This window comes from Psychrosphaera sp. HA2-10 (assembly GCF_055693745.1).
In genome coordinates this window covers 2,852,904-2,865,363 of sequence record NZ_CM146341.1, presented here as the reverse complement: position 1 = coordinate 2,865,363, position 12,460 = coordinate 2,852,904, and the positions used below count along the sequence as shown (strand labels likewise).

Below are 12,460 nucleotides of genomic sequence, written 5' to 3'. Positions count from 1 at the left end.
ACTAACGTTATTCCAATTTAATACTGAACATAAATTAGAAAGTCTTTGTTGTATATACAAGCTTGGTAATACCAAGCTTAATGAAATATACGACTACTAAATTAATAATTAAATATTGTCGTTTAAAAACTCAACTAGTTGAGTTTTGCTTAACGCACCTACTTTAGTACCAACTACAGCGCCATTTTTGAATAGCAAAAGTGTAGGTATACCGCGTACACCAAATTTAGGTGGCGTATTTGGGTTTTGATCGATATTCAGTTTAGTAATAGTAACTTTATCAGACATTTCTTCGGCTACTTCACTTAGAATAGGAGCAATCATTTTACAAGGACCACACCACTCTGCCCATAAATCTACTAAAACAGGTTTGTCACTGCTGATAACCGAATCGAAACTATCGTCAGTTATGTTAATAATTTTGTCGCTCATTTCTTACTCCGCGTTTAATATATAAATAATGTACTTCTATTGTGATTAATTTGTTTCTTATTGCAAGGCTAAAGGTTATGCTTATCCGTTATGACTAAGACACATTTAACTGAAACAAAATTTTCCGACTTTTCAATACATCCAGATGTATTAAAAGCCCTATCCTCTGCTGGTTATGCAAATTGTACCCCGATTCAGGCTATGTGTATGCCTTTAATCGAAAAAGGTGCCGACATTGCAGGTCAAGCACAAACAGGGACCGGGAAAACCATCGCATTTCTTACTGCGACCTTTAATAAACTTCTTAATGTAGAAGCAAAAGGTCAACCAAGAGCTATTATTTTAGCGCCAACCCGAGAGTTAGCCATTCAAATTCACAAAGACGCAGTTGCGTTTGCGGAAGCTTCTGGTTTAACACTAGGTCTTGTTTATGGGGGCGAGGGCTACGAAAGTCAACGCAAACAATTAGAACAAGGGGTAGACGTACTGATTGGTACGACTGGTCGCGTAATTGATTATTTAAAACAAGGTATTTACAACTTAGATAGCATTCAAGCCGTTGTCTTAGATGAAGCCGATCGTATGTTCGATTTAGGTTTTATTAACGACATTCGCTATCTGTTTAGTAAAATGCCTCCAAGCACAGAACGTGTAAACTTAGTTTTCTCAGCAACTATGAGTTACAAAGTTAAAGAACTTGCTTATTCACACATGAATGAACCAACGCATGTTCAAGTAGAACCTGAACGTATGACAGGTACACGAATTTCTGAAGAGTTGTTTTACCCAGAGTCGGATAAAAAACCACTATTGCTTCTCTCTCTTATCGAAGATGATTGGCCAGAAAAAGCAATCGTATTTACGAATACCAAACACTCGTGTGAGCAAGTATATAACTGGTTAAAAGCAGATAAGCATCGCGCAGGCTTGTTAACTGGTGATGTGAACCAGCGAAAACGTTTATCCATACTAGAAGCTTTTGCCAAAGGTGATATAGATTTCTTAGTTGCAACAGACGTTGCCGCTCGTGGACTTCATATCCCAGAAGTATCGCATGTCTATAATTATGATTTACCGGATGATCGTGAAGATTATGTTCACCGAATTGGCCGTACAGGTCGTGCAGGTGCAAGTGGAAGTGCGATTAGTTTTGCTTGTGAATCGTATGTTTATAACCTTCCAGCGATTGAAGAATATATTGGTCATGCTATACCAGTTAGCCAATATGATTCAGAAGCGTTGCTAGATGATGTTCCAAAGCCTCGTTATACAAAACGTAGACATCATCATGGGCAACGTCGCAGAAGCTCCTAATATCAGTTGAGGCTGTAATTAGATGGACAATAATACTAGCTACGCAGTAGTAGACCTAGGGTCGAACAGCTTTCATATGATGATCGCTCAGGTAATTGCTGGTAGTGTCCAGATTATTGGTCGAGTAAAACGAAAAGTCCGACTTGCATCAGGCTTAGACAGCAACATGATGCTTTCGGATGAAGCTATGCAAAGGGGTTGGGAATGTCTCAATCTTTTTGCAGAGCGACTCCAAGATATCCCGCGACAAAATATTAAAATATCTGGTACCGCAACATTACGTTTAGCTACCAATGTAGATACCTTCTTAGTAAACGCCGAAAGAATATTAGGCCACTCAATCGAGATAATCTCTGGTGAAGTAGAGGCTCAAACAATTTATAAAGGTGCGGCTTATACTTCAAGTTCAGATAAAAAGAAGCTAGTCGTCGATATTGGTGGTGCAAGCACTGAGCTAATTGCCGGTGAAGGTCATGATCCCAAGATATTTTGTAGTATCAATGTCGGTTGTGTCACTTACTTAGAGCGTTATTTTCCAAATGGTCGACTGTCTAAAGCAAATTTTTCTAATGCCATTGCTGCCGCAGAGATTGAAATTAATAAAGTAAAAGATAAATATAATAATTTTAATTGGCAGGAAGAGGTAGGTGCGTCAGGCACAGTGCAGGCAATCCAAGAAATACTCATGGCACAAGGCTTTGACGAAGTAATTACATTGAAGCGTTTAGAAGTCATAAAAAACCAAGCAATTGAATATGAACTCCTAGAGAAGCTTGCGATTAAAGGTCTAGTTCAAGAGCGTCGTCACGTTTTCCCAAGTGGTCTTGCCATTTTAATTGCTATATTTAAACAGCTTGGTCTAAAAGGCATGACACTCGCTGGCGGTGCATTAAGAGAGGGGCAGCTATATTCAATGTTGCCAGAACTCACTAAGCTTAATGTAAGGCAAAGAACAATTAACAGTGTAATCGCTCGTTACCATATCGACCATGCACATGCGCAAAGAGTAGCTGATTTGAGTATTGCAATCGCAATGCAGACTCAACCAGGCTGGAACCTAGCCCAATTTGAAGCAATCGACATGCTTAGATCGGCGGCTTTAGTTCATGAAATTGGTTTACAAGTGTCTTATAAAGATCAACAAATTCATGCCAGTTATCTATTAGCTAACTCAAATCTTCCAGGGTTTACGTCAGCTCAAAAGAAGCTATTGACAGCAATCGTACGAAACCACAGAGATGATATAGATACAAATGCAATATCACAGCAAACTTCCACCTCTGTATTGCTTGCAACGCGGTTAATTCGAATTATTAGATTGGCAGTTATATTATCGTTACGCCGTTCAGACGAAGTATTGCCAGAAATTAAGGTGTCCGTTGAGCAAGAGAAGTTGTCTATACATCTACCAGAGGGGTGGTTAGATAAAAATCCATTAAGCGCTGCAGAGTTACAACAAGAAGCCAGCTATCAAGGGGTGCAAGGCTGGCAACTTATTCTAGTCTAAGACGATTTGTCTAATACATATCAAAAATAACTATTTGTTATTAAGCCACGTTGCAGCGGATTTAGCAAAATACGTTAAAATGCAATCTGCGCCGGCGCGTTTAAACGCGAGTAAAGACTCCATCACAACAGCTTCTTCAGCAAGCCAGCCATTTTGAATGGCAGCCATATGCATGGCATATTCCCCACTTACTTGGTAAGCAAAAGTAGGTACTTCAAACTCAGTTTTAACACGTCGAACTATATCTAAATATGGCATGCCAGGCTTAACCATAACCATATCTGCACCTTCTTGTAAGTCTAATGCTATTTCTCGCATTGCTTCATTTGAATTTGCAGGATCCATTTGATACGTTTTTTTATCCGCACCCTTTAAATTACCAGCTGAACCAACAGCATCGCGGAATGGACCGTAATAACTAGAGGCGTACTTTGCGGAATAAGCCATGATTTTTACATTATGAAAGCCGTTATCCTCAAGAGCTTGTCGAATTTCACCAATTCGGCCATCCATCATATCTGAAGGTGCAACAACATCGACGCCCGCTTCGGCATGAGAAAGAGCTTGTTTCACCAGAGTTTTGGTTGTCACGTCATTTAAAACGTAGCCGTTATCATCAATAATTCCATCTTGCCCATGGACGGTAAACGGATCGAGAGCAACGTCAGAGATTACACCGATCTCAGGAAATGACTCTTTAACCGCTTTAATCGTTTTTTGAGCTAAACCCTGTGGGTTATAGGCTTCTTCTGCAAGTTCAGTCTTTTGGTCAAGAGGCGTAACCGGGAATATGGCAATCGCAGGAATGCCAAGCTCAACTAGTTCTTTAACTTCGTCTAATAATAAATCAATAGATAAGCGCTCAATACCAGGCATAGACTCAATAGTTTCACGTCTATTTGTTCCCTCTAGTACAAACATTGGATAAATTAAGTCGTTTACCGTAACTGCATGTTCTTGCATAAGGCGACGAGAAAAATTATCGCTACGCATTCTTCGCATGCGGATGTTTGGAAACTGACCTGTACTTTTATCTAACATTACTTATTCCTCTATTTTTTGAACTACAACGCAGTTGCGACCTTGGTTTTTGGCCGCATAAAGAGCCTTGTCGGCGCACTCGACAAACTGCTCAGGGGATAAATTATGCTCTTTCCCCGTACAAGCGACGCCAAGGCTAACCGTACACTTTACGTTACCAGATGATGTAGCGATTGACGCACTTTCGATATTTTCTCTAACTTTTTGCGCTAACATGTCTGCACCAGAAATCTCAGTATTTGGCAATAAAATAGCGAACTCTTCGCCACCGTACCTAAATACTTCATCAGAAGAGCGGTTTAGCAATTCTTCAGCAATGTGAGCGACCGTTCTAATGACTTCGTCACCAGCAACGTGTCCGAATTTGTCATTGACCGATTTAAAGTGATCAATATCAAACATTATTAATGAAAGTGGTGATAACTCTCGTCGAGAGCGTCTTATTTCGGCTTGAATTCGTTTATCAAAGTGACGACGATTGTGAATTCCGGATAACGCATCTAATGTATTTATTTTTTCTAACTCAGTATTTCTATCTTCAAGCTCACGCAATGTTAACTGTAGCTCTAAATTTTGTTCTGCTAACTGGGTTTGTAGGTCGTCAGTTAATTCCACATCTACGTCGTTGATCTGTAGTGTGGTGTTTTTGTCTCGCTCTATTTGTTTTTTAATCATGCTTACAGAAAGAATGCTTACAATGACTAACATAGCCAGTTGTAATAAGTCTAAGTTAGTAAATGGTAAGTTAGCTTGAGTAAAGCTATTTACTGCTATAAAAAGCATGGTTGCGAGTAACACTGCAATCCCTAAATTTAAGTCTTGATCTTCGTGAACGCCCTGCTTCCAGAGCCAAAATCCGGAATATATATGAAAACTACAAATAACTATCGCGGCCGCCATTATTAAATACAGACCCCATTGGTAACTCAGATAAAAAGTTAATGGGATAATCAGCACAGAGGTGATAGCAATAAACAAAAAACTACGAGTTAATGGGTGTTGATCATAGACACTGCTAATGTAATTCCGCGCTAATAAAGCCGAGCAACCCATAGCAATACAGCTAAATAGAAATACCGCATGTTGCTGCATTAACGGATAGTCTGGCCATATATAGTGAAACGCATAACCATTCATGGTCAAAGTAATCATCAAAAGAGAAAGCATTAAAAACGCATCAAGAATTGCGTTTTGAGACTGACTGAAAACATAAACAATGACATAGGCAAATATCGCAGCGATAATAATACCAATAAATAGGCCAGCCATCAGACGGTCATAGTTTTCCTGTTGCTGAAACACTTCTTTTTGCCACAACACTAAGGGAAAGTTAACAGTCCCTTCCGATTGAACCGCAATATATACCTCTATCGTTTCACCAGCCAACAGTGAAACTGGAATGACAAATGATTCTTGTAATACAGGGCGCAACTTAAAGTTATAGTTATCACCTAGATTTTGAACACTGCGTACCTTGCCATTATTCAAAATGTAAAAAGTAACGTTGTCTAACAAGGCATTATCTAGTTCAACGTATAAAGAAGTTGGATTAGGATTTCGGTTGTTTAAACCAAAACGAAACCAATGAACGCGTTGATCGTAACCTAACTTGATGAAGTCTTGAGTTAATGAGCTCCAACCTTCTATAGGTGGAGCTTCAAGAGGATCGTCATTGCCAATGTTGTACTCGACATATGGAACTAAATTGACAGAGCCCTTGTTTAAATCAATTTGATACGGGGCGGGTTCAGCCTTTGAAAAAAATGACAAGGCAACAAAGATAAAGATAACGAAGTTACGCATGGCTTTTGCCGCCCTTAATAATTATTTACGAGGCTTTACTAAAGTAGCTAAAAACAAACCTAACTCAAACAATAACCACATAGGTATCGCGAGTAATGTTTGACTAATTACATCTGGCGGCGTTAGCAACATCCCAAGAATAAACGCGCCTACCACCACAAACGGACGTTTTTCTTTTAATTTTGCAACTGTAGTTACACCAGCCCAGCAAGAAACAAAAACAACAATCGGGACTTCAAACGCTAAACCAAAAGCAAAAAATAATTTTAGAATAAAATCTAAATAACTGCTTATATCTGTGGCAATGGTAATGCCCTCGGGAGCAACACTGGTAAAGAACGCAAACACAATTGGAAAAACAATAAAGTATGCAAAAGCGATTCCGCCATAGAACAAGAAAACCGACGAAAAAAGTATTGGCCCAGCAAGTTTTTTCTCATGACTATAAAGCCCTGGCGCAATGAATCCCCACATTTGATGAAGAATTATTGGAAACGCCAACATAATTGAAAACATGAATGCCATTTTAAAAGGTGTAAAGAAAGGCGCTGCGACATCCGTAGCAATCATACTGGCGCCATCGGGCAATACGTCTAAAAGTGGTTGTGACACTTGGGTGTAAATATCGTTAGCAAAATAAGCTAAGCCGAGAAAACAAATTAATACAGCAAGTACAGAACGAATTAAACGTTGTCTAATTTCAATAAGGTGTTCTATCAGCGGAGAGCTTGGAGTTGTCATGCTTTAGGTTCGTTTGTGTTAGTGACGGGATCTTTCGGCTTATTAATAATCTGCTTATCATTATCGTCAGCAACTGATGCTGACTCATCAATAAAGTTGGGGTTTACACTTTTAGCCGCTGCTTTAAGTTCATCAACAGAGTTTTGTAATTCAGGTGACAGCCCCGTTAAACCACTTTTTTCAGCCTCTTTTAAATTTTGATGAAGCTCATGAATGCGCAATTGTTCGTTAACCTCTGCCGACAAACCTTGAGTCATTTGTGACAGCTTTCGTTTCATCTCAACCAATTTTCTAAGCGCACCAGGAAGTTTATCGGGACCTAAAACTATAGTGCCAACAATTGCTATAACGATAAATTCCCAGAAGCCCATATACTGCTACTTATCCGTTTCTTTTTTAGCTTCAGCTTTAAAGTCAGCGTCTTTAGTTAGTTGTTCTGACACATTATCTTTGTTTTCTAAAGGGGGTTCATCATTCACTGACTTTTTAAAACCTTTTATGGCAGAACCAAGGTCTGTGCCTATATTTTTTAATCGTTTAGTTCCAAACAAAAGAACCACGATTGCTAAAATAATCAATAGTTGCCAGATACTTATGCCACCAAAACCCATAATAAACCCCTTTTAAAAAATTCCTGCTATTATAAAGTGATATTAGACCAAATCATATGTATATGACTCACTTTAACGCTGATAATTAATGGATACTATGTATAAATATAACCTACAAGGATTGGTAGTTATAGTTCTATTATTGTTCTGTAACAAAAGTACATCAAAACAACTTTTTGCAGTAGATGTTGATTCAACAGATACATGTATTTCCTCACCTAAAGAATCGCAAACTGACAACCATAAAAACCCTTTGAATCCGTGCCCCACCGCAACTGAAAAGTTAACAAAAAGTGCAGCAAAGGGTGAACAACAAGCCCTTGATGATGTGTCCCGAAAATTACTAGAAAATCAGAAAGAAGAACGCTTAAAAGTACTATTTGTTGACGTCAACTCAATGATGGAAACCGTTGGCTCATCTATGGATTGGACGGCAAATTGGATCGACAGTAAATTTGCCGAAACCGAGCAAGGTAAAAACAAAGCTAAAGCATGGGGGCACATAAACATTGGTTGGGAACCTCGACAGGGGGAATGGTCGAATTTACCGGTAAAGTTTAGAGTAAGAGCAAAATTACCTAACTTAGAAAATAAAGTAGAACTTATATTGTCAGATAACGAACAAGAAGATCTCAATAGCTTGCCTTATGAGACTGTGCGTCCGGAGGCGCTAAAGTCCAGTCAGCGATCGCTTGGCGCAGCTGTGCGGTTTATGCATGCAAGTACAGAACACCTGTCTAGCTCCTCGCGTATCGGTACCGGCGATGGACAGATGTATGTTAGATCTAGCATTACTTACAATGAAAAGTTTTGGTCAGATAAACTGATCATAAATCTGCAGCCGTCTATTGAATACTATTATTCTGATGGGCTTGCGGGGCGACTTTTAATTGATACTGCTTACGCCATTAATCTAAAAAATGAACTTAGGTTTAGTTACTTGCTTCAAGACCGAGAAAGTTACGAGGCGGCGACTTGGCGTAACGGTATATATTCCATTTCAGCATTAACTGATAAAACAGCGTTAATAATAGGTGCGACGGCTGCTGGAGTTGTAGAGCCCAATTATCGGCCGGAGTTTTACAAATTCAGTGTCCGTATTAGAAAAAAAGCCATTCGAAGTTGGATATTTTTAGAGTTTGAACCGTTTGTTGAGTTTAATAGAGCTAGGCTGGTGGATGATCCAATAAATGGCCATATTTATGGTGATTTTGAGCGAGATATAGGTGTCGCGCTCCGTTTTGAAGCGCATTATGGGTTTCATTAAATCAATGACGCAGTTTCCATGCATTAATTATAGCTAATATGGCTAGCAAACAGTCTGCAGTAAACCATCTAATATCGCTGTTCACATCAGCAAATAAAGTAATTAGTAAAACGGCCACAGAACTAACACTAAAAATGCATAAACGCGTAAGAAAACGCTGTTGTTGATGTTGCATCAGTTTATATTCCGTCACAAAGTCTTGTTTGACCTGCGGAAGACTCTCAATACTTTTTAAACTACTGAAGACCAACTCTGGCATTTGAGGTGCTTTTTCAAGCCAATATGGCAGGTTCTGTTTTGTATGCTTTAAGAAAGCTTTCACGCCCATTTGTTCGTTAACCCAGTCTTCCAAAAACGGTTTAGCGGTCTCCCACAAGTCCAATTGAGGGTAAAGTTGCCTTCCTAACCCTTCTACATAAAGTAATGTTTTCTGGAGTAGAACGAGTTGCGGTTGAACTTGCATTTCAAATTGGCGAGCCGTATCAAATAAGCCAATAAGCACCTGAGCAAAAGAAATATCTTCAAGTGGCTTATTAAAAATTGGCTCGCAGACAGAGCGAATAGCCATTTCAAACTGTTCTACATTAATATGGCTTGGAACCCAGCCTGATTGCACATGCAGTTGAGCCACTTTTAGATAATCACGATTAAAGAACGCAACAAAGTTTTCGGCTAAGTAACGTTTATCCTCTGAGTTAAGTGTACCTATAATGCCAAAATCAATGCCTATGTATTTTGGGTCAGACGGGTTTTCACGTGATATAAAAATGTTACCAGGGTGCATATCAGCATGAAAAAAACTATCTCGAAATACCTGAGTAAAAAATACACGAACGCCACGTTCTGCTAACTTCTTTAAATCAGACCCTTGGGCATGAAGCTGCGCAATATCGGATACAGGAATACCATAAATACGCTCCATAACGAGTACATTCTGCGAGCAGTAATCGCTATATATTTCTGGAATGTATAAATCATCTGACTGATCAAAGTTACGACGTAACTGCTGTCCGTTTGCGGCTTCTTGTTGAAGATTTAGTTCGTTTAAAATGGTCTTTTTATATTCTTCTACAACTTCCACGGGACGAAGTCGTTTGGCTTCTTTTAAAGCCATGTCTACCAAATTTGCAAACCCAAGCATGAGTGCAACATCGGCCTGAATTAACTTATCGATATTAGGTCGAATGACTTTGACAATAACTTCTTTATTAATAGGCTCTTCGGTACTAGCAACATTAAGAGTCGCAGTGTGAACTTGTGCAATCGAGGCAGAGGCTAGAGGTGTAGTATCAAAATCGATAAACAAGTCTTCGATGTTTGCCAAGCGTAAGTCTTTTTTTATTGTATCTATAGCTAGCTTTGAATCAAAAGGTGGAACTTGATCTTGCAGTTTACTCAGTTCAAAACTCAACTCCACAGATAGCAAATCTTTGCGAGTTGAAAGCATTTGGCCAAACTTTATCCAAACAGGCCCAAGGCGTTCTAAAGCCAGCCTTAGATTAACATTTTTAGATTGTGACGCTGACACTTTGGGATACCAAAACAACAAGGCTATTCCGGCCTTCACATACCAAGGTAAAAGCTTTTTAGGTATCAGTGCAAAAATTCTGAAATATAAAAAAGTGTGAAAGATTTGAAAGAAGCGAATTAGTCTCACATCTTTTCCTTAATAGAGTTTAATGATGCTATTAGTTTTTCGGTGCGCGCAGAAACTAAATCTACTTGATTGGAAAATAGCTCTACTTCAATGCTACTTGGAACCACTTTTAGCTCCTCAGTAAGTGCTGTTTGAAGCGTATAGTCAAGATCAACTTGCTTACGCTTTAGCGTATCAACTGCTTTTTTGCCCGAACTAAACAACTTATGTGTAAGACCATCACCTAAATAAGAAGAACACCACTCTTGCCAGTCAATACCATTGTCGATAAACAAGGCTGAAAACTTTTGAGCGACACTTAGCTCACCTTCAAGTTCTAGTAAATCTTGCTTAATTAATGACGTAATTTGAGTTGCATCCGAGAGCTTCTTTATATGTGACAATTCAGTTTTAACAAAACAATCTCTTATTGAGGTTTCGCTAGACAATCTTAGCTTGCCATTGTTGACACTCAGATTAACTGAGAAGTTGATGTCGGTTAACTCAACACTTAATGATTTAGCTTCAAGCGAACCTAGTTTATATGCAGCAGAGTGATCGTGCGCGAGCGCTTTATTAAGCGCAGGTTCCGCAATTGAAAATAAAGCCTGCTGCACTAAAATCAAAATTTGAACCCTTTGTGTAAAGCAACAATACCGCCAGTTAAGTTGTGGTATTCAACTTGCTCAAACCCAACGGCTTCCATCATCGACTTCAGGGTATCTTGATCTGGGTGCATGCGGATCGATTCAGACAGATATTGGTAGCTATCTTTGTCGTTCGCAATAACGCCACCCATTGTTGGTAAAATATTAAACGAATAAAAATCGTATGCTTTATTTAACCATTCCTGCTGAGGTTTAGAAAATTCTAATACCAATAAGCGGCCACCTGGCTTTAATACTCTAAAAATTGACGCAAGTGCATTATCTTTATTTGTAACATTTCGTAAACCAAATGCGATAGTGACAAGATCAAAAGTATTGTCAGCAAATGGCAGTGCCTCAGCATTAGCTTGCACGTATTCAATGTTACCGACATAACCTTTGTTACGTAATTTTTCTCGACCAACTTTAATCATCGAGTCATTAATATCGGCCAGAACAACTTGGCCAGTAGAACCAACAATGTCACTGAACTTGCGGGTTAGGTCACCAGTTCCGCCAGCTAAGTCTAAGACTTTATTTCCAGGTCGAACGGCACTAGCATCAATTGTAAAGCGCTTCCAAAGACGATGAACGCCAAACGACATTAGGTCATTCATAATGTCATATTTAGCTGCAACCGAATGAAAAACACTCGCAACCATTTTTTCTTTGTCGTTTTTATCTATGGTTTGGTAGCCGAAATGGGTCTTACCTGATGATTCATTGTCAGTTTTCATTTGATCTTCACGTCATACTGGAATAAGTTGTGGTTAGTTTACTGAAATGTTGGATGAATACCAAATAACAGTGACGAAGAAATGTAATACTAATGTTGTTTATGCTTGGTTTAGAATAAATATCTTTAATAATTGTAAAGTTATTTGCTAGACTCATTTTTCACGAATAAATTTTGAGCGAACAAATGCGAATTTTGGTTGTTTTTGTAACCATGCTGTTTAGCATATCCCTTGCCGATGCAAATCAGCAGGCTTTGTTGCGCGTGCAATGGCAACAGCTTTCGCTTCAAAACAATCTTTTATCTGACGTTGAAAAATTAGAACGTATACAAGCCTTAAGCTCACTTATCTCGCTGAATAATAATTCTCCAACACAAGTTGTTCAAACCCCACGAGAGCTTTTTGAAAGTGGCGAAGCAACAGAAGCAGAGCTTGCCTTCTCAAAATGGATAATGGTAAAGGAACTTGGTTTACCAGCAGAACAGTTTCGCTTGGTATACGTACAAAATAAAGAGAACTTGTCTAGACAGGTTTGGTTAGCTTGGTTTGGTGACGATCAAGTAAAATTAATAACATCATCGGACATCATTGAGCGTTCAAGCTCAGTAAAAAAATATCAATCAGAAGTAGAAATCATATCTGTTGTTGATCCTAAACACATTTTAACTAGCCGTAACAATGCTCGCGTGACAAATGGTGCACAACAACTCACTATTATTTAAGA

The 12,460-nt window shown here is 38.9% G+C and carries 13 protein-coding genes; 4 read left to right on the top strand and 9 right to left on the bottom strand.

The features are described 5' to 3' along the window. Positions 1–108: 108 nt before the first annotated feature. Positions 109–432, bottom strand: coding sequence for a thioredoxin TrxA (gene trxA, locus ACZ1GV_RS12990; protein ID WP_472674533.1), 324 nt, complete (start codon positions 430–432; stop codon positions 109–111). Between the two features lie 90 nt (positions 433–522). Between trxA and rhlB the strand changes: the two genes are divergently transcribed. Next, a complete protein-coding gene (gene rhlB, locus ACZ1GV_RS12985; protein WP_210560781.1) occupies positions 523–1,746 on the top strand; it encodes an ATP-dependent RNA helicase RhlB in 1,224 nt (407 codons plus the stop codon). A 22-nt stretch (positions 1,747–1,768) separates the two neighbouring features. Then, positions 1,769–3,253: a guanosine-5'-triphosphate,3'-diphosphate diphosphatase gene (gene gppA, locus ACZ1GV_RS12980; RefSeq protein WP_472674531.1), complete on the top strand. Its 1,485-nt coding sequence runs from the start codon at positions 1,769–1,771 to the stop codon at positions 3,251–3,253. Positions 3,254–3,283: 30 nt separating this feature from the next. Here the strand turns inward: gppA and hemB are convergent, their stop codons facing one another. Genes hemB through tatA form a run of 5 tightly spaced genes read right to left on the bottom strand, consistent with a single transcriptional unit; the run spans position 3,284 to position 7,449 of the window. Next, entirely contained in the window at positions 3,284–4,294 is a 1,011-nt protein-coding gene (hemB, locus tag ACZ1GV_RS12975; RefSeq protein ID WP_472674530.1) for a porphobilinogen synthase, read from the bottom strand. A gap of 3 nt (positions 4,295–4,297) precedes the next feature. Continuing rightward, entirely contained in the window at positions 4,298–6,097 is a 1,800-nt protein-coding gene (locus tag ACZ1GV_RS12970) for a sensor domain-containing diguanylate cyclase (protein ID WP_472674529.1), read from the bottom strand. Positions 6,098–6,118: 21 nt separating this feature from the next. Continuing rightward, complete coding sequence (gene tatC, locus ACZ1GV_RS12965; protein WP_210560785.1) at positions 6,119–6,838, bottom strand: twin-arginine translocase subunit TatC; 720 nt, start codon at positions 6,836–6,838, stop codon at positions 6,119–6,121. Next, positions 6,835–7,209 (bottom strand): Sec-independent protein translocase protein TatB, encoded by a 375-nt coding sequence (gene tatB / locus ACZ1GV_RS12960; protein WP_472674528.1) that lies wholly within the window; start codon positions 7,207–7,209, stop codon positions 6,835–6,837. Before tatB ends, tatC begins: the two co-directional genes overlap by 4 nt. 6 nt (positions 7,210–7,215) lie before the next feature. Continuing rightward, entirely contained in the window at positions 7,216–7,449 is a 234-nt protein-coding gene (gene tatA, locus ACZ1GV_RS12955) for a twin-arginine translocase TatA/TatE family subunit (protein ID WP_472674527.1), read from the bottom strand. 97 nt (positions 7,450–7,546) lie between these two features. Here tatA and ACZ1GV_RS12950 point away from each other — a divergent pair, with 97 nt between their 5' ends. Then, the gene (locus ACZ1GV_RS12950; RefSeq protein ID WP_472674526.1) at positions 7,547–8,716 is read left to right on the top strand and encodes a hypothetical protein; all 1,170 of its coding nucleotides are present in this window, start codon (positions 7,547–7,549) and stop codon (positions 8,714–8,716) included. Position 8,717: 1 nt separating this feature from the next. Here ACZ1GV_RS12950 and ubiB read toward each other — a convergent pair whose 3' ends face one another. From ubiB to ubiE, 3 genes are read right to left on the bottom strand one after another with little or no spacing between them, the layout of a single operon-like run. Continuing rightward, positions 8,718–10,373, bottom strand: coding sequence for a ubiquinone biosynthesis regulatory protein kinase UbiB (ubiB, locus tag ACZ1GV_RS12945; RefSeq protein WP_472674525.1), 1,656 nt, complete (start codon positions 10,371–10,373; stop codon positions 8,718–8,720). After that, complete coding sequence (locus ACZ1GV_RS12940; protein ID WP_472675900.1) at positions 10,370–10,969, bottom strand: ubiquinone biosynthesis accessory factor UbiJ; 600 nt, start codon at positions 10,967–10,969, stop codon at positions 10,370–10,372. The genes ubiB and ACZ1GV_RS12940 overlap by 4 nt, the downstream gene beginning before the upstream one ends. A gap of 5 nt (positions 10,970–10,974) precedes the next feature. Next, complete coding sequence (gene ubiE, locus ACZ1GV_RS12935) at positions 10,975–11,736, bottom strand: bifunctional demethylmenaquinone methyltransferase/2-methoxy-6-polyprenyl-1,4-benzoquinol methylase UbiE (protein WP_472674524.1); 762 nt, start codon at positions 11,734–11,736, stop codon at positions 10,975–10,977. A gap of 185 nt (positions 11,737–11,921) precedes the next feature. Between ubiE and ACZ1GV_RS12930 the strand changes: the two genes are divergently transcribed. Further along, positions 11,922–12,458: a hypothetical protein gene (locus tag ACZ1GV_RS12930; RefSeq protein ID WP_472674523.1), complete on the top strand. Its 537-nt coding sequence runs from the start codon at positions 11,922–11,924 to the stop codon at positions 12,456–12,458. Positions 12,459–12,460: the final 2 nt, after the last annotated feature.